The following is a 26,082-nucleotide window of genomic DNA, read 5'->3' as shown; positions in this document are numbered from 1 at the left end:
GGGCGGTACCATTCTTTTGGTATTCATGCACTATGAGAGGAAGCGCTATGGACCGCTCCGAAATCTTCGACAAGATCGCCGAGGTCGCTGCTGACGTTCTGGGCGTCGATGTTGCCGAAATTAGCGATGAGACCACCTTTGACGACCTCGATGCCAACTCGCTCGAGCGCCTGCAACTGGTTACGGCTATCGAGGACGAGTTCAATCTCGAGATCGATGACGAGACCCTGCTCTCGCTCAACTCTGTCGCCGACGCCGTCGACGCGATCGAAAACGCCAGGGAGGCTTAGGTCTTGGCTTTATCCGAACGACTTACGCGCGCCCAGGAGATTCTGGGCCACGAGTTCAATGACAAGGTGCTGCTGCGCGCGGCCCTTACGCATCCTTCGGCCGTCGAGGGCCAGCCAGTCTCGGCAAGCTACGAGCGCCTTGAGTTCTTGGGTGATTCCATTTTGGGCGCCGTTGTCGCACGCTCCCTGTTTGTGTCCTATCCGGAGTTTGACGAGGGCAAGCTCACGCGCCTGAAGGTGTCCCTTGTCTCGGGCGCCACGCTGTCCGAGGTATCGCACGAGCTGGGTATCGATGACATCATCATCTTTGGTGCCTCCGAGACCGGTACCGGCGCGCGCGGCCTGCACTCGGCGCTCGAGAACGTCTACGAGTCGCTCGTGGGCGCGCTGTATCTGGACGCCGGCTGGGATGCCGCGGCGGAGTTTATCCACCGTACGCTTAAGCCACATTTGGCATCCGAGCGTGCCGAGCACCCTGCGAACCCCAAGTCGTATTTGCAGGAGTGCGTGCAGGCCGACGGCCACGAGCCTCCCGCGTACAAGCTGGTCGGCTCCGAGGGCCCTGCGCATGCGCCCACCTTTACCGCCGTGGTGTTGATCGATGGTATTCGCCAGGGTCGCGGCTCCGGCTCCTCAAAGAAGGAAGCCGAGGGAGCCGCTGCACTCGAGGCACTTGACCGCATGGGCTACACCACCAACGGCGTGATTCTCAACAAGAAGCCTGTTTAAGCGAGGAACCGTGTATCTCAAGTCCCTCACGCTCAAAGGGTTCAAGTCGTTTGCCGACCGCGCCCATATGACGTTTGAGCCGGGCCTGACCGTCATCGTCGGTCCCAACGGCTCGGGAAAATCGAACATCTCTGACTCGATTCTGTGGGTCCTGGGCGAGCAGAGCGCCAAGCAGCTGCGCGGCCAGGCCATGGAGGATGTCATCTTCTCGGGCTCGTCAGCGCGCAAGCCGGTGGGTGTCGCCGAGGTCACGCTGGTGCTCGATAACTCGGACCATATGCTGCCCGTCGACTTTGACGAGGTCGCCATCACCCGTCGTATGTATCGCTCGGGCGAAAGCGAGTACCTCATCAACTCGAGTCCGTGCCGCCTGATGGACATTCAGGACATCCTACACGATTCGGGCTTGGGCAAGGATACGCATTCCATCATCAGCCAGGGCAAGCTCGACGCCATTTTGCAGAGCCGCCCCGAGGAGCGCCGCGCCCTCATCGAGGAGGCCGCCGGTATTTCCAAGCACAAACGCCGCAAGGAGCGTGCGCTCAAAAAGATTAAGTCGATGGACGAGCACCTGACGCGTGCCCGCGACATCAATAAGGAAATCGCCCGTCAGCTGCGACCGCTGGAGCGTCAGGTCGATCGTGCGCGCAAGTACAAAGAGCTGTCCTCGCGCGCGAACGAGCTTACGCAGATGCTAGCCGTCGACGAGCTGCGTTCGCTGCAGTCGCAGTGGAACGACCTGGAGAGCCGCTCCAAGGAAGGCGCCGCCGAGCTGGAGCTTGCGCAGTACCGCATGGGCGAAAAGGAGCGCGAGCTCGAGAAGCTCCAGGTTATGCTCGAGGAAAAGGGCCTGTTTGTGGGCGACCTGGGCGAGCAGCGCCGCCATATGCAAGACGTGGTCGGCCGCATTAACTCCGATATGCGCCTGCTCGAGGAAAAGGGCCACAACATGGTGTCGCGCCTGTCCGACATGCGTGGCCAGATCTCGAGCTCCGAGCATCAGCGTCGTCGCGTGGTCGAGGAGCTCGAGGACGCGCGTGCACAGCTTGAGGAAGTGACCGGCGCGCACATGCAGGCCCAGGAGGACGTTGACGCCGCTGGTCCTGCCGCCGCTGAGCTCCACGAGCGACGCGTGGCTCTCGACAATCAGATTTCGCAGCTTACGCGTGAGCAACGCGATGTGCAGCGTCGGGCCGATAACGCGGCGCTCGAACTCGCCAAGGTGAAGGACTCGCTGAGTAACGCCGAGGTTGAGGACAACATGTACGCCTCGCGCTTGGAGCAGATCGATGAACAGCTCGAGGAGGTCACGGCCTCGCTCGAGAGCCGTCGCGACCGTGCTGAGGAGCTTGAGAGTGCCCTTGAGGCGGCTCGTCAGGCCCAGAACGATGCGCGCGAGGCCACCGAGACGGCACGCGCTGCCCTCAAGGACCTGCGTAATCGCGAGAGCGAAGCGCGCAACAAGCTGTCCGAGGTTCGCTCGGAGCTTGCCAGCCAAAAGAAGCTCGATGCCCGCATGGCAGACAGCTCGCCGCTGGTGAGCCGTCTGGTGGGCGCGCTGGGCGACGATGTTTCGGGCCGTCTGGGCGATGTGCTCGAGGCACCGCGTGAGCTCGAGGGTCTGGTTGAGCAGCTGCTCGCAGGTGATATCGATGCCCTGCTGTTCGATAACGCTGCCGCACTCGAGCGCGCCGGTCGCGCTGCCCTGGACCAGAAGAAGGCCTCGGGTGAGGCACTGCTGATGGCGCGCGGCGTGAGCGGCGGTGCTGCTGCCAATGGCGCTGCCGGTACGCGTCTGGTCGATCGTCTGTCCGTGCGCTCCGGTTATGGCCCGGTTGTCGAGGCCCTTCTCGGCGGCTATTACGTGGTCGATGACTTGGCTGCCGCGTTGGCTGCCCCTGTCGTTGACGGTGTGACCTACGTGACTCCCGATGGCGCCCGCGTGAGCTGTGGTGGTCTGGTGCGCGTGGGGCTCGATGCCGGCGAGGCTTCGGGTGCCTTGGAGCGCAAGCGCCGCATCCGTGAGCTCGAGGGCCTGGAACCCGATCTGGCTGCTGTGTTTGAGCATGTGTCGGATCAGGTCGTCGAGGCCAATGCGGCCGTTGAGGAGGCGCGTGCTGCCGAGGGCGATGCCGCCGGCGAGATCGCCCGTCTTGAGGGCGAGCGCCGCTCGCTGCTCTCCGAGATTGGCCGCCTGGAGCAAAGCGCCAACAACGCCGAGGTCGAGCGCGTGCGCATCTCCAAGCGCCGCGAGCAGGCCGCCGAGGCCGTTCGCGCTGCGCGCCCGCGCGTTGACGAACTCACCCGTTCGCGTGACGAGGCGCGTGCACAGGCAAGCGACCTGGGTCTCCAGATTGCCGAGGCCAACGATGAGCTCGATCGCGTTCGCCGTGACGATTCCGAGGCCGCCGGTAAGCTCGCCGATGCCAAGGTGCGCCTGGCCCAGACGAGCGAGCGCCTGCGTTCGCTGAAGGGCCGCGTGCCCGACCTTGAGCATCGTCTTGAGGGCATCGACCGTCGTATCCGCGGAACACGCCAGGCTTCGCGCTCGCTCGAGCTGCTGCGCCTGCGCGTCGACCCCATGCACGAACGCTATTCTGCCCTGTTGGAACGCGCATCGGATTGGGCAGCGCGCCTGCGTGACCAGGCCTCTCTGGAAGAGGCGGACTCCGCTTCGCTCAAGAAGACCATCGAGGATGCCAAGGCCGAGGTTGCCCGCGCTAAGGAGCGGGTCGATACCGCCACTGCCACGCAAAACGAGTTCAAGGTCGCACGCGGCAAGCTTGAGGTGCAGGTAGAGGCCGCCATTAAGGCCATTACCGCCGATGGCACCACAGTGCTCGAGGAAGCGCTCATGCTTCCTGCTCCCACCGACCGCGACGCCGCCGAGCGGGAGCTCAACCAGCTCGTGCGTCATATCAACAATCTGGGCCCCGTGAACCAGGTTGCCATGGAGGAGTACGAGCAGCTCAAGCGCCGCGCCGACTACATCGAGGACCAGCTGGCCGATCTGGAGAGCGCGCGCAAGGCGCTCACCAAGATCACAGTGGCCATTGATCGCAAGATGCGCAAGGCGTTTCTGGTGACGTTTGAGAAGGTCGACGCGAACTTCCGCGAGATCTTCGCCATGCTGTTCCCGGGTGGCCAGGCTCATCTTGAGATGACCGATCCCGAGCATCCTGCCGAGACGGGCATTGAGGTTGTGGCGCAGCCGCGCGGCAAGCGCATTACTAAGATGATGCTCATGTCGGGTGGCGAGAAGAGTCTGACGGCGCTCGCCCTGCTCTTTGCCGTGTACCGCACGCGCACGGTGCCGTTCTATGTGCTTGACGAGGTCGAGGCGGCGCTTGATGACGCCAACCTGTCCAAGCTCATCGGAGCCCTCGATGTGCTGCGTTCCGATACACAGCTCTTGGTCATTTCGCATCAGCGCCGTACTATGGAGGACGCTGACGTTCTCTATGGCGTCTCGATGCAAGCCGACGGCGTCAGCCGCGTCGTCTCGCAAAAACTCGATCGCGAAACCGGAAAGGTCGTGAATGCATAATGGGATTCTTTGACGCTCTCTCGCGCGGACTTGAGCGCAGCCGCGAGGCCCTCAACGAGGTCTTCTACTTTGGCGGCGAGGTCGACGAGGACTTTTGGGAGGACCTTGAGGACACCCTCGTTATGGGTGACATGGGTGCCGAGGTCGCTATTCAGGTCTCCGATGACCTGCGCGATGCCGCAGCCAAGAAGAACCTCAAGACCGCACCGCAGCTTCGTCGCGCTCTGGCCGAGCAGCTTGAGCAGCACTTTGTGCCCATCGAGCGCGATCCGTTCTCCGATACGCCGAGCTGCGTGCTGTTTGTGGGCATCAACGGTGCCGGCAAGACCACGACGGTCGGCAAGATTGCGAGCGCCATGGCTTCCCGCGGCAAGAATGTCGTGATCGGTTCGGCCGATACCTTCCGCGCCGCCGCCATCGAGCAGCTCGATGTGTGGGGTCAGCGCGCCGGTGTTCCCGTCATCAAGCGCGACCGCGGCTCCGACCCGGCGAGCGTTTGTTACGACGTGCTCGACGAGGCCGACAGGCGCGGCAGCGACCTGGTGCTTATCGACACCGCCGGTCGTCTGCATACGAGCCCCGAGCTCATGCGCGAGCTCGCCAAGGTGGTCAACGTGACGCGTAAGCGCGCCGCCAATATGGCCGCCGGCCCCATGCCGGTTTCGGTCGTGCTTGTGATCGATGCCGCCACTGGTCAGAACGGTCTGAACCAGGCGCTCGAGTTTAACGAGGCGCTGGGCCTGGACGGTATTATCATGACTAAGCTCGACGGCACGGCTAAGGGCGGTATCGCCATGGCCGTGGCCGAGAAGCTCAAGCTCCCGATCCTGCGCATCGGCGTGGGCGAGCAGGTCGATGACCTGCAGGAGTTTAACGCCAAAGATTTCTGCCGCGCCCTGGTGGGCGAGTCCAATTAAGGAGTGACTAGTGTTTGATTCTCTGAGCGATCGCCTCAACGACACATTTGACCGCCTGCGCGGCAAGGGTAAGCTGACCGAGGCCGATATCACCTCGGCCATGCGCGACATTCGCATGGCGCTGCTCGAGGCCGACGTTAACTTTAAGGTCGTTAAGGAGTTCGTTGCTAAGACCAAGGAGCGCTGCATAACCGCCGAGGTCATGGAGTCGCTGTCGCCGGCGCAAAACGTCGTCAAGATTGTGCTCGACGAGCTCACCGAGATGCTCGGCTCCACCGAGAGCAAGCTCGTTTTTAGTAACCGCATTCCTAATGTCATCATGCTCGTGGGCCTGCAGGGCTCCGGTAAGACCACGGCTGCCGTAAAGCTTGCCTACCTGCTCAAGAAGCAGGGCCGCTCGCCGCTGCTCGCCGCGTGCGACGTCTACCGTCCCGCTGCTGCCGATCAGCTTGCCACGCTCGGTGGCGAGATCGGCGTGCCGGTCTTCCGCGGCGACGGTGCGCACCCGGTCGACATCGCCAAGGGCGCCATCCAGGAGGCCGTCGACCACCTTCGTGACGTGGTGATCGTCGATACCGCCGGTCGTCTGCAGATCGACGAGCAGATGATGCAGGAGGCCGTCGACATCAAGAAGGCCGTCAAGCCCGACCAGGTGCTGATGGTCGTCGACGCCATGACCGGCCAGGATATCGTCAACGTGGTCTCGACGTTTGCCGAGCGCACCGACTTTGATGGTGTGATTATCTCCAAGCTCGACGGTGACGCCCGTGGCGGTGGCGCGCTTTCGGTGCGTCAGGTGACCGGCAAGCCCATCAAGTTTGTGAGCATGGGCGAGAAACCCGATTCGCTTGAGCCGTTCTATCCCGATCGCATGGCCAAGCGAATCTTGGGCATGGGCGACGTTGTCGGCATCATCGAGAAGGCCCAGGAGGCCGCCGATGCCGAACAGCTCGAGGCTGCCGAGCGCATGCTGCGCGAGGGCTTTACCATGAATGACATGCTCGACCAGATGAAAGCCGTCAAAAAGATGGGCGGCATGAAGGGTATCCTGGGCATGCTCCCCGGTGGCCAGCGCGCGCTCAACCAGATGGGCGGTAACCTGGACGAGGGCATCTTCGACAAGAACGAGGCCATCATCATGTCGATGACCAAGGAGGAGCGTCTGCGTCCCTCCATCATCAACGGCCAGCGTCGCGCGCGTATCGCCAAGGGCGCCGGTGTGACCCCCACCGAGGTCAATAGCCTTATGAAGCAGTGGGGCGAGATGAACAAGATGATGGGCCGCATGCGCACGATGGCCAATCAGGCACAGGCCGGCGGCAAGAAGGGCAAAAAGGGCAAGAAGGGCAAGAAGATGCGCATGCCCAATATCCCTGGGCTGGACGCTATGGGTCTGGGCGGCATGGGCGGCCTGGGTACGGGCGGTCCCAAGTCCGATATGGAGCTGCTGCGCCAGATGGAAGCGCAGATGCGCAATAAGAAATAGGGCTGTAATTCCAGCTTGATATGGCAAAGGCCACTCGGAAGTTACCGGGTGGCCTTTGTTGTTGGCTTTGATAGTTGGGCTGCGTTCAGCGTCGCGCCCCGAGCTCGCGGTGCCGTGCCGTTAGTGGCAGCCGCAGCCCTCGTGGCCCTCGGGCTCGTGATGGCCGTGGCAGCTGCAGGACTCGCCATGTTCGTGGGCGTGGTCGTGGTCATGGCCGTGGCAGCTGCACGTGGCCTCGCCGTTCTGTGCGAGCGTTCCGGCGATAAGGGCCTCGACACAAGCGTCGCAGCTGCCCTGAGCTCCTGCGTACACCGTGATGCCGGCTTGGGCAAGCGCGTTGATGGCGCCACCGCCGATGCCGCCGCAGATGAGCGTGTCCACGCCACCGTTGGCGAGCAGGCCCGCAAGGGCACCGTGACCGGTGCCGTCGGTGCCCACGACCTGCTCGTTGAGTACCTTGCCATCCTGAATGTCGTAGATCTTGAACTGCTCGCTGCGGCCAAAGTGCATAAAGATGTTGCCGTTGTCGTACGTGGTTGCCACCCTCATGGTGTCGACCTCCTTTGCTGGCCATGCGGCCGTCGTTGCGGTGATGGGGGAGTACGCGATATTGCCGCCCTCGATGACGAGCGCCCGCCCGTTGACCAGCGCGTTTGCCACCTTGCGATGTGCGCGGCTGCAGATGGCCGCCACGGTGGCGCGGGCGATGCCCATGTGCTGGGCGACCGCCTCCTGATTGAGGCCTTCCAGGTCGCACAGGCGCAGTACTTCGAGCTCATCGACCGTCATCTCGATGGCGTCTCCGCTGGCAAGGCCGTCGGGGGTAAAGCCGCGATATTCGGGGATGATCCCAACACGGCGTAATTTTTCGCGTCTTCCTGCCATACTCTCTCCAAATCTGACATATGTCAGTAATAGGATAGCGTGTATGCGGTTCCGCGCAAGCTTTTTTAGCATATGTCAGAAATTCAAAGTTGTTACGTCTGCGATTGTGGGGTTGCTGGCTGCCGCGCATTGCGTGTGCCGACCCAAGTGTCCAATCCGACACTGCGCGCCTGGGATACAATGAATCTCGCTTATAGGCGACTGACAGGAGGGTCAATGAGCAAAGCTGATCAACAGTTTGTAACCATGTGCCGCGATATTCTGGACCATGGCACCACCACCGAGGGCCAAAAGGTCCGTCCGGTGTGGGAGGACGGCACCCCTGCCTATACCATTAAAAACTTTGGTGTCACGGCACGCTACGACCTGCGCGAGGAGTTTCCGGCGCTTACCCTGCGTCGTACGGCCCTCAAATCTGCCATGGATGAGATCCTATGGATCTATCAAAAGAAGTCCAATAACGTGCATGACCTCAACAGCCATATTTGGGATGAGTGGGCCGACGAGACCGGTTCCATCGGCAAGGCCTACGGGTATCAGATTGGGCAGAAGAGCCATTATGCCGAGGGCGACTTTGACCAGATGGACCGCGTTCTGTACGACCTTAAGAACACGCCGTACAGCCGCCGCATTATGACGAATACCTATGTGTTTAGCGACCTGTCCGAGATGCACCTGTATCCGTGCGCCTACAGCGTGACGTATAACGTGACGCAGCGCCCGCAGGATGACAAACCGACGCTCAACATGATTCTCAACCAGCGCAGCCAGGACATTTTGGCCGCGAACAACTGGAATGTGTGCCAGTACGCCATCTTGCTGATGATGGTCGCGCAATCGGTCGATATGATTCCCGGCGAGCTGCTGCATGTGATCGCCGATGCCCACATTTACGACCGTCATGTCGATATCGTCCGCGAGCTTATCGAGCGTCCGCAGTTTGCCGCGCCTAAGGTAACGCTTAACCCCGATGTACATGACTTCTATGCGTTTACGACCGATGATCTGATTGTCGAGGGCTATGAGCACGGCCCGCAGGTCAAGAACATCCCCATTGCGGTGTAGGTGACGCGCATGACGTGTAAGCTTTCCGCCATTGTCGCCGTGTGTGACGATTGGGGCATTGGGTGCGAGGGTGACATGGTCGTGTCTAATCGCGCCGACATGCGTCATTTTGTGGCGCGCACCAAAGGCTGCCCTGTCATTATGGGACGCAAGACGCTGCTGAGTTTTCCCGGCGGGCGTCCGCTCAAGAACCGTCGTAATATCGTGCTCACGCGTGATGAGGACTTTGCTGCCGAGGGCGTCGACGTGGTGCATAGCGTCGACGAAGCGCTCACCGCGGTAGCCGATGAGCCCGTTGCGTGGGTGATCGGTGGCGGCGAGGTGTATCGGCAGTTTTTGCCGTATTGCGCCGAGGCCGAGGTTACGCATGACCATTGCGTGCATGACGTGGATACGTATTTTCCCGATCTGGATGCCGATCCCGCGTGGGAGATTGCGCGGCGTGGCGGTGTTGCCACGATTGCCTCGGGCGAGGGCGACGAGGGTGTCGATTATGAGTTCGTAACGTATCGTCGCGTTGAGGCGTAAATCGTCCGGCGTGAACGGTATCATCGGATTGTCTGAATGCATGGGGCGGCGCTTAGCGTCGCCTCGTTTGGTATAGATGCGCTGTAAAGAAAGGTGCGGGCTGGCTGCTATGACTGATGCCGTTGAGGTGCTGCGAATCGATTCGCTCGAGGACGAGCGGCTTGATGCCTACGTGCGACTGACCGAGCGTGAGCTGCGCTGCGTGCTGGAGCCGCAGAAGGGCATTTTTATCGCCGAGAGTGCCAAGGTCATCGAACGTGCGGTTCGCGCCGGATACGAGCCGGCGAGCTTTCTTTTGGGCGAGCGCTGGCTCGACCAGATGATGCCGCTGTTTGAGCGCCTGGCGGTACGCGAGGGCGCGGGTCCGGTTCCCGTGTTCGTTGCCTCGATGGAGCTTATGGAGCGTCTGACGGGTTTTAACGTGACGCGCGGTGCGCTCGCGGCATTTCGTCGCCCGCGACAGATTCCGGTTGATGAGTTCTTGGGCGGCGTCGTCGAGGCGGCGGGGGAGCGCCCGGTGCGCGTGTGCGTGCTCGAGGGCATTGTCGACCATACCAATGTGGGCGCAATATTCCGCTCGGCGGCCGCGCTCAACGTCGACGGCATTTTGGTCAGTCCTACGTGTTGTGATCCGCTGTATCGTCGTTCGGCCCGCGTGAGCATGGGCACGGTGTTCCAGGTGCCCTGGACACGCATTGGCAGCGAAGCGCGCGTATGGCCGCATGATGGGCTGGCGGCGCTACACGATGCCGGCTTTTCGTGTGCCGCTATGGCGTTGACGGATGATTCGGTGTCGCTGGACGATCCCGCGCTCCAGGAGATTGACCGCCTGGCAATCTTTATGGGCACCGAGGGTGCTGGCTTGGGCGCCAAGACCATTGCAGGCTGCGACCGCGCCGTGCGTATTCCGATGGCGCATGGGGTCGATTCACTCAACGTGGCCGCGGCAAGCGCTGTTGCCTTTTGGCAGCTGTGCTCGCATGTGAGCAACGAGTACCACTACCAGCCGGGGCTGTATCACTAGGCAGATAGTTAGCACCGGGCTCTGGTTCGGGGCGTTTCGGCCGACGTCGGTCGGTGCTAAGCTGGTATTGGCTTTGGTCTTAAATTGCCGTTTTGTTGTTTGACGTACGCTGGTGGGGAGGGCGTGTGGCTAAGAAATCTACGGCTATCGATGTAACGCAGGGTGTCATTTGGCAACAGCTGCTGTCGCTGTGCGTCCCTATCTTCTTTAGCTCGTTTTTTCAGCAGGCTTACACGCTTATTGGTACGTATATCGTCGGCCAGTTTGGCGGCAAGCTCGCGCTGGGTGGCATTCAAGCCACGATGGTGCTCACCGAGCTCTGCATTGGCTTTTGCGTTGGCGTTGGCGCTGGCTGCGCGGTCATTACCGGTCAGTATTTTGGTCAGCACGATGATGAGCGATTGAGTCGTTCGGTCCATACGGCCATGACGCTCGCGCTGGTGGGCGGTATCGTTTTCTCGATTCTTGGCATAGTGTTCGTTGAGCCCATGCTGGTACTTATGAACACGCCGCATGAACTATTGGCCGAGGGCGTGGCCTATGCTCGTTGCTATTTTGCCGCCATGGTTGCGGCGCTGCTGCTCAATATGGGAACGGCGCTGCTGCGCGCCGTGGGCGACACACGCGGTCCTGCTGTGATCATTGCTTCCGGCTGCCTTGTTAATGCGGTGCTGGATGTCATCTTCGTTGCCGTGCTTCATATGGAGGCTCTGGGCTGCGGCATCGCGGTGGCGCTGACCATTTGCTCCAACGCCACGATGATCGTGATTCGTATGATGCACGCTCCGGGTGCGTGGCGGCTTTCACTGTCCAAACTCTGCATTGATCCTGGCATTTGTAAGAGCATGATCTCGTGTGGTCTGCCGCTTGGCTTTCAGTCTGCTGCGTATTCGATTTCCAACGTTTTGATTCAGGTGTCGGTCAACTCGTTTGGTGCCGATGTCACCACGGCGTGGGGTCTTTCGGGCCGTTTGGATGGCATTGTCTGGATGGTTACCGAGGCGCTTGGCGTTTCGATCACCACGTTCTCGGCACAGAACTTTGGCGCGCGCAACTACGAGCGCATGCGCAGGGGCTACCATACGTCGCTTGTGCTGTCGTTTATGCTCATTGGTGGCCTGTCTGCCGTGCTACTGGTGTTCTCGGGTCCGTTGTCGCGTCTGTTTGTCGACGATGCTTCGATTTCGGCCTACACCACGACGATTCTTCATTTCATCGCGCCGTTCTACGCGATCTTCTCGATTATCGAAAACGCGTCCGGCTCCATCCGCGGCGCTGGCGTGAGCTTCCAGCCTATGATGCTCACGATTTTTGGCACCGTCGTGCTCAGGGTGATCTGGGTGTTTGCGATTATGCCGTTCGATCCGGCGCTTGAGCACCTGCTGCTGGTTTACCCCGTAACCTGGCTCATCACGGCCACGATGTTTACCATCTACCACCACAGCGGCAACTGGCTCGGCCGCGCCACCGCCTAATGATCCGTAGGGGACGGAGGAAAACGGATCATTGACCTGGCGATAAGGCAAAATGATCCGTTTTCCTCCGTCCCCTTCGGATCATTTAGTATTCGATGCCTTGGCGGGCTAGGAGGCCTTCGTCGAAGTAATGTTTGACGGGGCGCATTTCGGTGACCAGGTCTGCCAGATCGGCGAGGGGCAGCAGACCGCGGCCGGTGAGCACGAGCTCCGTGGTGGCGGGCTTTGTCGCGATCAGCGCTTCGACATCCACGCGCGTCACAAATCCACGGCGCATGGCCTCGCCAAGTTCGTCCAGAATCAGAACGTCGACTTGGCTAATCTGCTTGCGCGCCAGCTCCATGATCTGTGCGGCACAGGCTTCGGGCGTGTCGCGGTCGGCTTGTGCGATGCGCAGACCTAAACGGGGCGCCGCATCATGCTCGGCGCAGTGCAGCTTCTTGGCAAACTGCAGCATAAGCACGTTAAGTCCATAGCCCGTGGCGCGCAGTGCAAGCCCCAGCGCAGCCGTCGTCTTGCCCTTGCCGTCGCCCGTGTAGATCTGAACCTTGCCGACTTCCAGTGATGCCATCTCTGTCCTTTCGTGTCCGGCGTCGGTTTATCGTCGCTCGGGTTGGGTATTCTAGAAACCATTATCAACCCCAGTAGATGGAGTTCAAGCAGATGGAGATGGATGACAACAAACGTAGACGGAATATGATCCTCTACGTGCTCATCGCCTTCGTCGTCTACCTCGTGCTCTCGACCGTTCTGTTCCCCAACATCGGTCACACGCAGCAGATTACGAAGACCGATTACTCGACCTTTGTCAAAGCGCTCGATAAGAAGAGTGTCGACAAGGTCGAATACAATACGGACGATTACACGATTTATTACACCAAGAAGGGCGAGGACGAGAACATCGCCTACAAGACGACCGGTGTGCCAAACGATGCGGGCTTTACCGATCGCGTGCTTGAATCCGGCGCCTCGCTGGAGTCGGTCGTTCCCGACAAGAGCTCGGGCCTGATGACCTACTACCTGATCACCCTCATTCTTCCCATGGCGATTTTCTTCCTGATTGGCTGGTGGCTCAACCGCCGCATGAAGAAGGCTATGGGCGATGACGGCCCGTCGATGAACTTTGGCGGCGGCGGTTTTGGCGGCGGCGGATTGGGCAAGTCCGGCGCGCGCGTGATCGCCTCCAAGGACGTGGGCGTGACCTTTAAGGACGTCGCCGGCCAGGAAGAGGCCAAGGAGTCCCTCAAGGAGGTCGTCGACTTTCTGGAGAAGCCGCAGCGCTACGAGGAGATCGGCGCCAAGCTGCCGCGCGGTGCCCTCCTTGTCGGCCCTCCGGGTACCGGTAAAACCCTGCTTGCCAAGGCCGTGGCCGGCGAAGCGGGCGTGCCTTTCTTTAGTATTTCTGGTTCTGAGTTTGTTGAGATGTTCGTCGGCCGTGGTGCCGCCAAGGTTCGCGATCTGTTTAAGCAGGCCAAGGAAAAGGCCCCGTGTATCGTCTTTATCGATGAGATCGATACCATCGGTAAGAAGCGCGATGGCGGCGGCTTTAGCGGCAACGACGAGCGCGAGCAAACGCTCAACCAGCTGCTGACCGAGATGGACGGCTTTGATAACCATAAGGGTATCGTCGTCCTCGCTGCCACCAACCGTCCCGACAGCCTCGATCCCGCTCTGCTGCGCCCCGGTCGTTTTGACCGCCGTATCCCCGTTGAGCTGCCCGACCTGACCGGTCGCAAGAACATCCTCGAGCTCCACGCCAAGAGCGTGAAGACCCAGCCGCCGATCGATCTGACCGCGATTGCCCGCGCCACGCCTGGTGCCTCGGGCGCCGACCTGGCCAATATCATCAACGAGGGCGCCCTGCGTGCCGTCCGCGAGGGCCGCAAGCGTGCAACCCAGGACGACTTCGAGGAGTCGGTGGAGGTCGTCATTGCCGGCCAACAGCGTAAGTCCACGGTGCTTTCCGACCACGAGAAGCAGGTCGTTTCCTACCACGAGATCGGCCATGCCATCGTCGCTGCCCGCCAAAAGGGTTCCGCGCCGGTCACGAAGATTACCATCGTACCGCGCACGAGCGGTGCTCTGGGCTACACCATGCAGGTCGAGGAGGATGAGCGCTTCCTGACCACACGCCAGGAGGTCCTGGACAAGCTCGCCGTCTATTGCGGTGGCCGTGCAGCCGAGGAGCTCATCTTTGGTGAGATGACGACTGGCGCGGCCAATGATATCGAGCAGGCCACCAAGCTCGCCCGCAACATGGTGACGCGCTTTGGCATGTCCGATGAGTTTGGCATGATGGCGCTCGGTACCGTTCAGAATGCGTACCTCAACCAGGATACGTCGCTCACCTGCGCCCCCGGTACGGCCGAGCGCGTGGATGCAATTGTCGCCAAGCTGATCGAGGATGCGCACGACCGCGCCCTGCAGATCCTGAAGGAAAACAAGTTTAAGCTCCACGAGCTGGCTCGTTATCTGTACAAGAAGGAGACGATCACGGGCGAGGAGTTCATGAATCTCCTCACGCGCGAGAATCCGCTGATGCCGAAGCAGCAGTAATACTGGCTGCGCAGTGTCTATCGCCCCATTTGAGTGTCCATCTCAAATGGGGCGTTTTGCGTGGGGAGAGTTGAATATGAAAATCGTGGTAAGTGCCTGCTTGATGGGCGAGAGCTGCAAGTATAACGGGCTCGATAACTACCATCGCGAGCTGGTCGAAGCGTGCGAATGCACGGGGACCGAGGTACTCTTGGTGTGCCCTGAGGTCTTTGGCGGCCTGCCCACGCCGCGCAAGCCGTCCGAGATTGTGAACGGCGAGGTCCGTACCTGCGAGGGCATCTCGGTCGATCGCGAGTTTCGCCTGGGTGCCCAACGTGCGCTCGATATGTGCGAACAGGCGGGCGGCCCGTCCGAGATCGCTGCGTGCGTCTTGCAGGACCGTAGCCCCTCGTGCGGTGCGAGTCGCGTCTACGATGGCACCTTTAGCGGTACGCTCACCGCGGGCAACGGTGTTTTTGTCGATCTGCTGCTGCGTCACGGGTACCGTGTGATTCCGGCTAGCGAGTTCGATCCCAGCATGCTGGAACATTGTCCATAGCATTCGAACCCAACACTTCCTCACGGGTGACCGTTTTGGCATCATCCGTGAAGTTGATATTGAGTACGACCCGGTCATCAAAGACGTAGACCGAGTTGACAGGCGCCGTACCCAGGCAGCCCCTCCCCGCGGCCCTCGCGCAGGAACGCGCACACGGCCTTCCCGTCTCTTGCGCCCCTCCTGGAACTGTCCACATCAGTGTAGCCAATTCAGTCCGCCAAGGGCTGCAGCCCGGACAACGCGGCGATGGAGGGCTTCTTCGGCCTGCTCAAGAAGGAGTTCTGGCACGGCAGGGACTGGTCGGACTGGACCCCCGCCCGCTTCATCGAGGAGCTCGGGGGCTGGATCGGTCGATACAATACGGAGAGGCGCAGCGATGCGCTCGGTGGCCGCACGCCGGCCGAGTTCCGCTCCGCGCTGGGAAGGGCCGCGTAACGGTCCAAGAAATCGTCCGCAGTCCCCATTCTTGCCCCTTTGGGACAGCTTCTTGTTGGGGCGTGCCTGCCCCTAACCCTGCTAGGAACGAGTACAGCAAACTGGAATTTTCAAATTAGTCTTTGCAAATTACCTTTGAACCTTCACCATCAATTACAATTCCCTGACGGTTGTTAATTGGGCATAGATTCAAATCCGAAAACTCAGTCATTATCTTCTCGGTAACTTTCTTAAATGGTGCCGTAAGATAATGCGGAAGAACATAGAAATCAATCAAATTAAGCCCTGAATCATCTTCTTGTGAGTAGTCCTCCGGCTTTTCATCCATTTGCTCGATATATTGGATGCTTGGAGCGCATACAATCGCACCTGCCGATTCACCAATCATCAGTTTTCCCTTTGCCAGTTCTTTCTTCAACAGCTCATCCGTTCCCGTTTTACGGAGCTGGTCTATAAGGAAAAAAGAATTTCCGCCGGTAAAATAGATCACATCCGCATCTTCAAAAAGAGACTGTATCGTTGAATAAGCCTCCGTTGAAATATCAATTTCAGTTACGATTGCTCCCAACTTTTTGAATAATTTTCGAGCCGAGCCGACATAACCGGTGTAGTCTTCACGCAGCGAAGCTGTTGGAATAAATGCGACTTTTTTATTTTCAATTTCTTCCTTTATCAGACTTCCTACACTTGAAAAGTGAGAACATAAAAACAGTTTCATCAATATTCTCCTTTATATATAAATTCTTATTTGTTGAACTAAGCCGTGTATACCATACTCTCCAATGAAAGAACGCCCTGATATAGCGAAATTTTGCCGTTTTTCTGCGTACGTGCGTACACACTCCACAGTAATTCTAAGGGGCCTGCCCCCTTAGCACACGGACTTTGGAACAAAGTCTAGTGTGTTACGCCTTGCCAGAGGTGTACAGGCTCCCGGTATGCACGTACGAAGCAATTGCCATCAATGCGCCATATAAGTGGCGATCAAGTTCGCATAAAGCGACCTTGATCCCGCAAAACAAAAGGCAGGATACCATCACCACGATGATACCCTGCCTCTGTTCGTTCCTGTTTACCGTTCCGAGTAGTCCTTCCGCAGAATTTCCGATAAACAAAAAACGTACCCGAACCCTTTCTCGTAAAGAATTGGGTTCGAGTACGAACTGAATGCTGGAGCAATAAAAAACCACCAGAAAGGTGCCTGTCCCCTTTGTGGTGGTTTTGGGCCAGTCCTAGAGCGTGTGGCCGTAAGCGTCGGCAGCCTTGATGGCGGCGGCGAACTTTTCGTCGGTGAAGGGCTCGGGGTTTCCCTGCTTCCACTCGTTGGTGGTGTGCGCGTACTCGCACAGGGCGGGGATATCGGACTCGGAAAGCCCGACCTGCTCAAGCGTCACGGGCAGCCCCATCTCCTTGTTAAAGGCTGCGTAGCGCTCAAGGTTCTCGGTATCGTCCGTGTAGGCAAACAGCACCAGCACGCCCAGGCTCACGACCTCGCCATGCAGGTAGGTGCCCTTGCGCGGAATGCTGCAGGTGGCGTTGTAGAACGCATGCGCCACGCTCGAGTTGTAGTAGTAATCGTTTTGGTTGGTCAGGTTGGAGACGTAGCCCGTGTTGACCACGATATCGAGCGCGATCTGCTTGACGGCCTCGGTCGACAGGTTCTGGCGAACGTCCTCAAGACCCTTCACGCCATAGGTAAACAGCGGCTCGGAGCAGGTGTGTGCGAGCGCCAGGCCAAGATCGGCGGTGTGCTCCAGGTTGCCGGCGCTCGTGGCGTACTCGACCTCGGGCTGCTTGGACAGGGCATCGCCCACACCCGCCCAGAAGTATTCTGCCGGAGCCTCGGCGATGATTTTGGGGTTGATGAAGATGTGCGCGGGGCGGTTGGGGTACGAATAGCCCTCGAGCGAGCCGTCGTCGTTGTAGACAACGGCAATGGCGGTCGCGGCCGAGCAGTTGGAGCAGATCGTCGGCACCGTAAAGACGATCTTCTTGAGCTCGATGGCTGCGGTCTTCACGGTATCGAGCGCCTTGCCGCCGCCACAGGCAATGAGCACGTCGACTTCCTGGCAGGCGGGGGAGTTTAAGACCTTGGCGATATTGGCGCGCGTACTGTTGGTACCGTAGACGCGTGTCTCCAGAATCTCGACGTCGGTACCTGCCAGCGCAGCTTCGATACCGGGAAGTGCTGCGGCCAGTGCTCGTTTACCACCAATGATGGCGACCTTGGTTGCTCCGTACTCGGCCAACGCGCCGTGCAGCTCGTCAAAGCAGTCTTCGCCAACGGTATAGTCGCTCATTCCGATCGTGCGCATAGCAATCTTCTTTCGTTCGATAAAGTGCTTACAGGTATTTTGCTCCAAGAGAAGGTCCACGGCCGCAAGAAATTTCGAACGTATAAAACCAGTGTTGAGGGTTTTTCGCCGGTGCGGAACGTGCTAGCATACTCCGCATAAGCGTTGATGGGGACGAGTAGTCGGCCGTCCGCATGCTACAGAGAGCGGGGAGCGCTGAGAACCCGTGCATGCGACCGATGAAAATCACCCCGGAGCTGCGGTCCCAACGGACGTGCCGCGTAGGTTCGTCTTAGTAGACATCGCCGAGATGGTCGTCGATACAGACCAGCCGAGTAACGGATGCGAGCGCGCGAATACGCGGGCGAGGGCATCTAAGCTGGGTGGTTAAGCGAAGAGCTTTTGCGGGCGTGCAGCCCGTTTGTGGCGCTTCGTCCCAGCTTGTAGGGACGGGCGCTTTTTTGGTGCCCAGAGGGCGTGCGCGCCCATGACAAGAAAGGGGTACCGTGGCAAACGAGTACAAGCAGACGATGAATCTGCCCAAGACCGGTTTTCCCATGCGTGCCGGTCTTTCCAAGTCCGAGCCCAAGCGACTCAAGGACTGGCAGGACAACAAGGTCTACGAGCAGGTTCTGAAGAAGAACGAGGGTCACAAGAAGTTCGTGCTGCACGACGGCCCTCCGTACGCCAACGGCCCGATCCACATCGGCCACGCCATGAACAAGATCTCCAAGGACATGATCAACCGTTACTGGATGATGCAGGGCTATGAGGTTCCCTATGTCCCCGGTTGGGACTGCCACGGTCAGCCGATTGAGCACAAGGTCGAGGAGAAGCTCGGCACCGAGAAGTTCAACCAGACCTCCACGGCTAAGATCCGCGAGCTCTGCAACAAGTTCGCTGTCGAGAACATCGAGCTGCAGAAGGCCGGCTTCCGTCGCCTGGGCGTGCTCGGCGACTGGGACAACCCCTATCTGACGCTCTATCACCAGCATGACGCCGCCGACATCGAGGTCTTCAAGGCCATGTTCGATAAGGGCATGATCTATCGCGGCCACAAGCCGGTTCACTGGTGCAAGCACTGTCACACCGCACTCGCCGAGGCCGAGATCGAGTACTCCGACGAGACGAGCCCTTCCATCTTCGTTCGCTTTGAGATGACCTCCAAGCCCGCCGGCCTCGAGAACTTCGACGGCCCGGTCGACTTCATCATCTGGACGACTACCCCGTGGACCATCCCCTCCGACCAGGCCGTTTCCCTCAAGCCCGGCGCCGCCTATGTCGCCGTTGAGCACGACGGCCGCGCCGAGGTCATGCTCGAGGACCTTGCTCCCAAGTGCTGCGAGGAGTTTGGCTGGGAGTACACCCCGGTCATGGTCGACGGCAAGCCCTACGTGGTTCCCGCCGAGACCTTCCACCACATCCACTACAAGCAGCCGATCTTTGACGGCGTCGAGGGCGTGGCGCTGCTGGCCGATTACGTCGGCGTCGACGACGGTACCGGTATCGTCCACAACTCGCCCGGCCACGGCGTCGACGACTACTTCGCCTGCCTCAAGGAGGGCATCACCGACATCTGCATGCCGGTCGATGACGACGGCAAGTTCTACACCGGTGAGGAGTTTGGCACCGGCGGTCCCTTCAGCGGCATGGACACCGATGAGGCCAATCCGCACATCATCGAGTTCCTGCGCGAGCGCGGCACCCTGGTCCTCGAGAAGAAGATCACGCACAGCTATCCGCACTGCTGGCGCTGCAAGCACCCGGTGCTCTTCCGTGCTACCGACCAGTGGTTTGTCTCGATGGACAAGACCGGTTTGCGCGAGCAGGCTGGCAAGGAGGTCCGCGAGAACGTCAAGTGGTATCCGGCCCATGCCGCCAACCGCATTGGCGCCATGGTCGAGCAGCGTCCCGACTGGTGCATTAGCCGCCAGCGCAACTGGGGCGTGCCAATCCCCAGCTACACCTGCGCCGACTGCGGCGAGAAGGTCATGAACGACGCCACGCTCGACGCCGTCATCAAGCTCTTCCACGAGAAGGGCTCCGACGCCTGGTTCACCGACGCTCCCGAGAGCTACCTGGGCGAGGCCTGCGTCTGCCCCAAGTGCGGTGGCCATCACCTCAAGGCCGATAAGGACATTCTTGACGTGTGGTGGGACTCCGGCGTCTCCTGGAAGGCCGTCTGCGAGTACCGTCCCGAGCTGGAGTACCCGGCGGACGTCTACCTCGAGGGCTCCGACCAGCACCGTGGTTGGTTCCAGAGCTCGCTGCTCACCTCGGTGGGCGCCAATGGCCATGCCCCGTACAAGGCGGTCGTCTCGCAGGGCTTCACGCTCGACGGCCAGGGCCGTAAGATGTCCAAGTCGCTCGGTAACGTCATCGACCCCAACAAGGTCTGTGACGAGATGGGCGCCGACATCATCCGCCTGTGGGTCGCCTCCGTCGATACTAGCTCCGACGTCTCCATCGACCACGAGATTCTCGCCCGTACGTCCGATGCCTACCGTCGCTTCCGCAACACGCTGCGCTTCCTGCTCTCCGAGCTCGAGGGTCAGTTTGAGCCCGAGACCGACGGCGTCGCTTTTGCCGACCTGCTGCCGCTCGACAAGCTCATGGTTGCCCGTCTGACCCAGGTCCAGGCCGAGGTCGACGACGCTTACTCTTGCTACGAGTTCCCGCGCGCTTACCGTGCGCTTTACGACTTCGTGGTTACCGAGCTTTCCAACGTGTACCTCGACGCCCTGAAGGATCGTCTGTACTGCGACAAGCCCGGTACGCTCGAGCGCCGCAGCGCCCAGACCGTGCTCGCTGAGCTCTTCTCGATGCTCATGCGCGATCTGCAGCCGATTCTGTCCTACACCGTCGACGAGGCCATGGCCTATGCGCCTGCCGGCTGCGTCGATCACCAGAAGTACGCCGCGCTGCTCGATTGGTACAAGTCGCCCATCACGGTCGACGAGGCCAACGAGTTTGAGGGCGTGCTCGAGGCTTCGCTCGAGCTCCGTAGCGCCGTGACCAAGGCCCTTGAGGATGCCCGCTCCGCCGGCACCTTCACTAAGAGTCAACAGGTCCGCGTCAAGGCGGTCGTTCCCGCCGAGGTGTATGCGCTGCTGACCGGCGACAAGGCCGTCGACCTGGCCGAGTTCTACATCGTCTCCGCTGTTGAACTGACCCAGGGCGAGGAGCTCTCCGTTGCCATCGAGGCTGCCGAGGGCGAGTGCTGCGATCGTTGCTGGAACTACCGCACCACCGTCGGCGAGTACAACGGTCACGCACATATTTGCAAGAGGTGTGCGGAAGCCCTTTAAGGCACGGTAACTCGGCATTTTAGTTATAGGGAGTATTTGGGCGCCCTCGCCCCTTTTGCTCCGCTGAATAAAAGCGGCATTCTGTTTTTCGGAATGCCGCTTTCTTTTTATGCTGGTTATTTAGCTTGCGTTGGTGGATATGTCGTGCGTTCTGCGTGTGTCAATATAAGATGGTTAATTGCGTTAAACGTAATTCGATGTTTTTGAGGGTAGGGGATTGATTTGGGTCGTTCTGCGGATATGACGCCGCCTTTGCGTTGGCGGTTGGGTGTTGCTGGTAGCGTGGCGTTGGCCGTGCTGCTTGTTGACCAGCTGACCAAGCTTGCGGTTCGTGCCGTCGGCGATGCTCTGCATGTGACTGTTATCCCCGGTGTGATCGACTTCCTTTTCGTGCGTAACATCGGTGCTGCCTTTAGCATGGGCGAGGGACATGGCCTCGCGTTTGCCGTGCTGGCGTTTGTCGTTATCGTTGCGATCGCGGTGTACTTGCTTCGCGCGCCCCAGCTTGCTCGCTTTGAGGTTGTGGGCATGGCTATGGTCGTGGGCGGCGCCATTGGCAATGCGATCGACCGTCTGGCTTTTGGCTTTGTGACCGATTTTATTGCCACCACCTTCATCGACTTCCCCGTCTTCAATGTGGCCGATGTCGGCATTACGGTCGGTGTGGTGCTTGCCCTCATCGGCTACATGTTCTTGAGTCCTGCGGCCCGTGAGGTCGACGCGACCGCCGAGCTCAACGCCCGTGACGAGGCCCGCGCTAAGCGCAAGGCCCAGCAGCGTGGGGAGCGTGCCCGCAAGATTCGCGAAAGGAGCGAGCGCTAATGGCCGACATCCATATCCTTGTTGCCGACGATGCCGCTGGTCAGCGTCTTGACGCCTATCTGGGCGCTAATGACGGCTGCCCTACGCGCTCTGCCTGCGCGCATCTGATCGAGGGCGGTGCCGTTGCCGTCAACGGCGAGACATGCCTGTCAAAAAAGTATGCCGTGCGCTCCGGCGACCGTATTTCGGTCGATTTGCCCGAGCCGCACGACCCGACCGACGTGATTCCCGAGGCCATCCCGCTCGACATTCGCTACGAGGACGACTACCTTATCGTGCTCTCCAAGCAGCGCGGTCTGGTGTGCCATCCTGCGCATGGTCATGAGAGCGGTACGCTCGCGAATGCCCTGGTCTATCACTGCGGTATCGACCATCTGGGCACCGTGCAGGGCGAGGACCGCCCCGGTATCGTGCATCGTTTGGATCGCGATACCTCGGGTCTCATGCTTGCGGCAAAGGACGACGACACCCAGCGCGCGCTCCAGAATCTCATCCGCACGCGCACGCTCGACCGCCGCTACATTACGCTCGTCCACGGCCACATTGCCATGGACGAGGGCACGATCAACACCGGCATTGCCCGTTCTACGCGCGACCGTGTCAAGATGGCGGTTTCGGACGATCCTTTCGCGCGCCAGGCCATTACGACCTTTAGGGTCCTCGAGCGCTTCGATTCCACGCGTTTTGACGATGGCTATACGCTCGTCGAGTGCCACCTGTTTACGGGTCGCACGCATCAGATTCGCGTGCACATGCGCCATATCAACCACGCCTGCGTGGGCGATCCGCTCTACGGTAAGTGCGATGTGCGTGCCGACCAGGGTTTGACCAGGCAATTCCTCCATTCCTGGCGTGTGGCGTTCGATCATCCCGTGACGGGGGAGCGCATTGAGTGCCGTGATGAGCTGCCGTGGGATCTCGCCGCCGTTCTGGATGACCTAGCCCCGCGCTCGCTCGGCCGCACTGCCGCCGGCGACGAAATCGTTCCGCAGCTCGGTCTGCTCGAACCCTAACCAGTATTAGGTGGTTTCTTGAACTCGGTTAGCCTACGGTAAGATATACGGTTGTTTACGTAACGCGTTCTCGGGAGCCTGCATGCTCGCCTTTTTACAAACTAACACGCCCATCGTGATCTTTAATCAGATTGTGGTTACGCTACTCACGGTCTGCTTTCTGTACCAGGTGGTCTTCTTTGTCATTGGCGCTCTTCGTGGCGAGGTCGCGCCTCCCAAGGCCAAAAAACTCCACCGCTATGCCTTCTTTATCGCGGCGCATAACGAGGAGGCCGTGATCGCCAACCTCGTTCGCTCCATCAAGGACCAGGATTATCCGTCCGAGCTTATCGAGGTCTTCGTGGTCGCCGATGCCTGCACCGATAATACGGCGCAGCTCGCGCGCGAGGCAGGCGCCATCGTTTATGAGCGCAACGACCTGGCCCGCAAGGGTAAGAGCTGGGTCATGGACTTTGGTTTCGATCGCATTCTCAACGAGTATCCCGACACGTTTGAGGGCTACTTTATCTTCGATGCCGACAACGTTATCTCCCGCGATTACGTCTCCAAGATGAATGATGCCTTTGACCAGGGCTTCCATGTGGTTACGAGCTATCGTAACTCCAAGAACTTCGGCAGCTCGTGGATTTCGTCTGCCAACGCCACCTGGTATCTGCGTGAGGCCCGCTTCCTCAACAACGCGCGCAACATCTGTAAGACGTCTTGTGCCGTCTCTGGTTCGGGCTACCTCATCTCCGCCAGTGTTATTGAGGGCATGCACGGCTGGCAGTTCCACACGCTGACCGAGGACATCCAGTTCACTACGTTCTGTGCCATTCACGGCATTCGCATCGGTTATGCGCCGGCGGAGTTCTTTGACGAACAGCCCGTGACGTTTAAGGCGTCCTGGAAACAGCGCATGCGCTGGACCAAGGGCTTCTACCAGGTGTTCTTTACCTACGGTAAGCACCTGGTCAAATCGACCTTCCGCTATCATCGCTTTGCCGCCTACGACATGTTTATGACCATCGCTCCGGGCATGCTTCTGTCCCTGATTTCCATGCTCGCCAACGCGACGTTCCTCATCGTGGGTGGACTCTCGCACGGCTTCTTAGCTACCGAAGTCGAGATGCAGGCTTGTGCCGCCTCGCTTATCATGACGTTCGTGATGATGTACCAGACCTTCTTTATCCTGGCGCTGCTCACGACTATCTTTGAGTACAAGCATATTCACTGCGCGCAAAAGTGGCGCCTGGTGACTAACCTGTTTACCTTCCCGATCTTTATGTTCAGCTATATCCCCATCACGGTGGCTGCGCTGTTCCTGAAGGTCGACTGGGTGCCGACGCAGCACGCCGTCAACGTCACCCTTGACGAGGTCATGCAAGGCGCCAAATAATCACCACCAAAACCACCACAAAGGGGACAGGCACCTTTGTGGTGGTTTTTGCGTTTGAGCGTTCAATTGAGGGAGTTTCTATGTTCTATATCCCATTTTGGATCTGTGCCTTTGCCGGCGCGGCGATTGATATCCGCGAGCGGCGGTTTCCCAACGCGCTTGCTGCTGCGTGTGCCGTGGCGGCGTTTGCGGGCGTGTGGCTGGATGGGGGCTTAAACACGGCACTTGACCACGCTGGCCTTGCGGTCATCGTGTACCTTTCTCTTGTGCTGACTGAGTCGCTTTGGCGGCGACATCGCCAGACCCCCGGCATCGGCATGGGAGATGCTAAGGCACTTTTCGCGCTTTGCACGCTCGACCCTATGGGTGGCATCGTGGCATTTGCCGTCGCGCTCCTGGTCCTGGCCCTCTCCTGCCTCATCACAAAATCGCGCTCCCTGCCATTGCTCCCGTTTTTGGTGCCGATTTTTGCCATAATCGAGGTCGTGGGCTGCACATTGTAACCGATTGCGCATCCTTTTTAAGGAGCATGCCATGGCAACTAATCAAGAATCGGCCGTCATTAAGGCGCGCATGGACCGTATTCCCTCGGCGTTGTCGCCCGAACTTGTCGAGCGCATTTCTGCCGATCGTGCTTCGGGCTATGTCAACCCGTATCGTTGCAACGACGATCAGGTAATTCGTCGTATTGATCGCGCCGCCGACAAAGGCACGCTTTTGCGTCCGGCGTTTATGCGCGATACCGAAAAGATACTTCATCTTCCGGCGTACACTCGTTATGCAGGCAAAACGCAGGTCTTTAGCTTCCGTAGCAATGACGATCTGTCACGTCGCGGTTTGCACGTGCAGCTTGTCTCCCGCATTGCGCGCGATATCGGTCGCGCCCTGGGGCTCAATTGCGATCTGATCGAGGCGATTGGCCTGGGCCACGACTTGGGACACACGCCTTTCGGCCATGCCGGCGAGCGCTTCCTCAACGATATCTATCATGAGCGTACGGGGCGTTATTTTTTCCATAACGTGCAGTCGGTCCGCGTGCTCGACGCGCTGTACGGCCGCAACGTGTCACTCCAGACGCTCGACGGCGTGCTATGCCATAACGGCGAGTACGAGCAGCGCGTGTTTGAATTGTCGGATATGGGCTCCTTTGACCAGTTCGATCAGGCGGTCGAGGACTGCATCGCCACGGGCTATGGCGCCATTGGGCACCTGCGTCCCATGACGCTCGAGGGCTGCGTCGTTCGCATCTCGGATATTCTTGCCTACGTCGGTCGTGACCGTCAGGATGCGATCGCGGCGGGCCTGCTTTCGCCCGACGCTTTTGATGATGGCCGGGGCGGCGCCTACAACAGTTGGATCCTAACGCATGCCTCCATCGATATCGTTGAGCACAGCTATGGTAAGCCGCGTATCGAGATGAGCGAGGACCTGTTTGAGGAAATTCGCCGAGCCAAGCACGAGAACTACGAGAAGATCTATAGCAAGGGCGGTATCGAAGGCGATTCCGAGGCGGAGCTGCGCGAGGCGTTCGTAAAGCTCTACGACCGTTGCCTGTGGGATCTAAACAGTGGCGACGAGTCCTCTTACATCTTTAAGCACCATATTTCGCGCATTGAGCAGCAGCTTTCCTACTACGATCGCACCTATGCCTGGCAGGACGACAAGGACCAAGCCGTGGTGGATTATATCGCGAGCATGACGGACGGTTATTTCTGCGAGCTGACGAGCAAGCTGTTCCCGGGTCTAAAGTTTCCGCACCGTACCTATATTAACGAACGGTAGTTCGTATAAA

The 26,082-nt window shown here is 59.6% G+C and carries 22 protein-coding genes; 18 read left to right on the top strand and 4 right to left on the bottom strand.

Annotation, left to right across the window (positions count from 1 at the left end; translation table 11 throughout):
• Positions 1 to 47: 47 nt before the first annotated feature.
• From GT571_RS01125 to ffh, 5 genes are read left to right on the top strand one after another with little or no spacing between them, the layout of a single operon-like run.
• Complete coding sequence (locus GT571_RS01125; RefSeq protein ID WP_055309519.1) at positions 48 to 290, top strand: acyl carrier protein; 243 nt, start codon at positions 48 to 50, stop codon at positions 288 to 290.
• 3 nt (positions 291 to 293) lie between these two features.
• Entirely contained in the window at positions 294 to 1,019 is a 726-nt protein-coding gene (gene rnc / locus GT571_RS01120; RefSeq protein ID WP_089571704.1) for a ribonuclease III, read from the top strand.
• A 10-nt stretch (positions 1,020 to 1,029) separates the two neighbouring features.
• Entirely contained in the window at positions 1,030 to 4,566 is a 3,537-nt protein-coding gene (smc, locus tag GT571_RS01115) for a chromosome segregation protein SMC (protein ID WP_161154910.1), read from the top strand.
• Positions 4,566 to 5,483, top strand: a complete 918-nt coding sequence (ftsY, locus tag GT571_RS01110; RefSeq protein WP_117629291.1) for a signal recognition particle-docking protein FtsY — start codon at positions 4,566 to 4,568, stop codon at positions 5,481 to 5,483. The genes smc and ftsY overlap by 1 nt, the downstream gene beginning before the upstream one ends.
• Positions 5,484 to 5,493: 10 nt before the next feature.
• Positions 5,494 to 6,969 carry a signal recognition particle protein gene (gene ffh, locus GT571_RS01105; protein ID WP_161154908.1) on the top strand — a complete coding sequence of 492 codons (1,476 nt, stop codon included), beginning with the start codon at positions 5,494 to 5,496 and terminating at the stop codon, positions 6,967 to 6,969.
• A 120-nt stretch (positions 6,970 to 7,089) separates the two neighbouring features.
• Here the strand turns inward: ffh and GT571_RS01100 are convergent, their stop codons facing one another.
• Complete coding sequence (locus GT571_RS01100) at positions 7,090 to 7,854, bottom strand: DUF134 domain-containing protein (RefSeq protein WP_161154906.1); 765 nt, start codon at positions 7,852 to 7,854, stop codon at positions 7,090 to 7,092.
• Positions 7,855 to 8,070: 216 nt separating this feature from the next.
• On the opposite strand from GT571_RS01100, the gene thyA reads away from it, so the two are divergent.
• The 4 genes from thyA to GT571_RS01080 all read left to right on the top strand — a co-directional run bounded on the left by thyA (position 8,071) and on the right by GT571_RS01080 (position 11,946).
• Positions 8,071 to 8,919: a thymidylate synthase gene (thyA, locus tag GT571_RS01095; protein ID WP_117629294.1), complete on the top strand. Its 849-nt coding sequence runs from the start codon at positions 8,071 to 8,073 to the stop codon at positions 8,917 to 8,919.
• 9 nt (positions 8,920 to 8,928) lie between these two features.
• Complete coding sequence (locus GT571_RS01090; RefSeq protein ID WP_161154904.1) at positions 8,929 to 9,447, top strand: dihydrofolate reductase; 519 nt, start codon at positions 8,929 to 8,931, stop codon at positions 9,445 to 9,447.
• Between the two features lie 109 nt (positions 9,448 to 9,556).
• Positions 9,557 to 10,471 carry a TrmH family RNA methyltransferase gene (locus GT571_RS01085; protein ID WP_161154902.1) on the top strand — a complete coding sequence of 305 codons (915 nt, stop codon included), beginning with the start codon at positions 9,557 to 9,559 and terminating at the stop codon, positions 10,469 to 10,471.
• 125 nt (positions 10,472 to 10,596) lie between these two features.
• Positions 10,597 to 11,946 (top strand): MATE family efflux transporter, encoded by a 1,350-nt coding sequence (locus GT571_RS01080; RefSeq protein WP_161154900.1) that lies wholly within the window; start codon positions 10,597 to 10,599, stop codon positions 11,944 to 11,946.
• 85 nt (positions 11,947 to 12,031) lie between these two features.
• Here the strand turns inward: GT571_RS01080 and GT571_RS01075 are convergent, their stop codons facing one another.
• Positions 12,032 to 12,517, bottom strand: a complete 486-nt coding sequence (locus GT571_RS01075; RefSeq protein ID WP_161154898.1) for a cob(I)yrinic acid a,c-diamide adenosyltransferase — start codon at positions 12,515 to 12,517, stop codon at positions 12,032 to 12,034.
• Between the two features lie 92 nt (positions 12,518 to 12,609).
• Here GT571_RS01075 and ftsH point away from each other — a divergent pair, with 92 nt between their 5' ends.
• From ftsH to GT571_RS01060, 3 genes are all read left to right on the top strand, one after another.
• On the top strand, positions 12,610 to 14,502 hold the full coding sequence (gene ftsH, locus GT571_RS01070; protein ID WP_192934582.1) for an ATP-dependent zinc metalloprotease FtsH: 1,893 nt from the start codon (positions 12,610 to 12,612) through the stop codon (positions 14,500 to 14,502).
• A 76-nt stretch (positions 14,503 to 14,578) separates the two neighbouring features.
• Positions 14,579 to 15,040 carry a 2-thiouracil desulfurase family protein gene (locus GT571_RS01065; protein ID WP_161154896.1) on the top strand — a complete coding sequence of 154 codons (462 nt, stop codon included), beginning with the start codon at positions 14,579 to 14,581 and terminating at the stop codon, positions 15,038 to 15,040.
• A gap of 207 nt (positions 15,041 to 15,247) precedes the next feature.
• On the top strand, positions 15,248 to 15,475 hold the full coding sequence (locus GT571_RS01060) for an IS3 family transposase (RefSeq protein ID WP_369831449.1): 228 nt from the start codon (positions 15,248 to 15,250) through the stop codon (positions 15,473 to 15,475).
• Between the two features lie 115 nt (positions 15,476 to 15,590).
• On the opposite strand, the gene GT571_RS01055 is transcribed toward GT571_RS01060, so the two are convergent.
• Together GT571_RS01055 and GT571_RS01050 are read right to left on the bottom strand one after the other, a co-directional pair.
• Positions 15,591 to 16,193 (bottom strand): Type 1 glutamine amidotransferase-like domain-containing protein, encoded by a 603-nt coding sequence (locus GT571_RS01055; RefSeq protein WP_161154894.1) that lies wholly within the window; start codon positions 16,191 to 16,193, stop codon positions 15,591 to 15,593.
• A gap of 514 nt (positions 16,194 to 16,707) precedes the next feature.
• Positions 16,708 to 17,790 carry an iron-containing alcohol dehydrogenase family protein gene (locus GT571_RS01050; protein WP_161154892.1) on the bottom strand — a complete coding sequence of 361 codons (1,083 nt, stop codon included), beginning with the start codon at positions 17,788 to 17,790 and terminating at the stop codon, positions 16,708 to 16,710.
• A gap of 509 nt (positions 17,791 to 18,299) precedes the next feature.
• On the opposite strand from GT571_RS01050, the gene ileS reads away from it, so the two are divergent.
• The 6 genes from ileS to GT571_RS01020 all read left to right on the top strand — a co-directional run bounded on the left by ileS (position 18,300) and on the right by GT571_RS01020 (position 26,072).
• The gene (gene ileS / locus GT571_RS01045) at positions 18,300 to 21,077 is read left to right on the top strand and encodes an isoleucine--tRNA ligase (protein WP_192934595.1); all 2,778 of its coding nucleotides are present in this window, start codon (positions 18,300 to 18,302) and stop codon (positions 21,075 to 21,077) included.
• A gap of 222 nt (positions 21,078 to 21,299) precedes the next feature.
• Entirely contained in the window at positions 21,300 to 21,899 is a 600-nt protein-coding gene (gene lspA / locus GT571_RS01040; protein WP_233502795.1) for a signal peptidase II, read from the top strand.
• On the top strand, positions 21,899 to 22,912 hold the full coding sequence (locus GT571_RS01035) for an RluA family pseudouridine synthase (protein WP_161154888.1): 1,014 nt from the start codon (positions 21,899 to 21,901) through the stop codon (positions 22,910 to 22,912). The genes lspA and GT571_RS01035 overlap by 1 nt, the downstream gene beginning before the upstream one ends.
• An 82-nt stretch (positions 22,913 to 22,994) precedes the next feature.
• Complete coding sequence (locus tag GT571_RS01030) at positions 22,995 to 24,290, top strand: glycosyltransferase family 2 protein (RefSeq protein ID WP_117635141.1); 1,296 nt, start codon at positions 22,995 to 22,997, stop codon at positions 24,288 to 24,290.
• 80 nt (positions 24,291 to 24,370) lie between these two features.
• On the top strand, positions 24,371 to 24,793 hold the full coding sequence (locus tag GT571_RS01025) for a prepilin peptidase (protein ID WP_161154886.1): 423 nt from the start codon (positions 24,371 to 24,373) through the stop codon (positions 24,791 to 24,793).
• 31 nt (positions 24,794 to 24,824) lie between these two features.
• On the top strand, positions 24,825 to 26,072 hold the full coding sequence (locus GT571_RS01020; protein WP_161154884.1) for a deoxyguanosinetriphosphate triphosphohydrolase family protein: 1,248 nt from the start codon (positions 24,825 to 24,827) through the stop codon (positions 26,070 to 26,072).
• Positions 26,073 to 26,082 lie beyond the last annotated feature (10 nt).

Source organism: Collinsella aerofaciens, assembly GCF_009876115.1.
GTDB lineage: Bacteria > Actinomycetota > Coriobacteriia > Coriobacteriales > Coriobacteriaceae > Collinsella > Collinsella aerofaciens_N.
The sequence above is the reverse complement of the archived record's forward strand: the minus strand, read 5'-3'. Positions and strand labels throughout refer to the sequence as shown.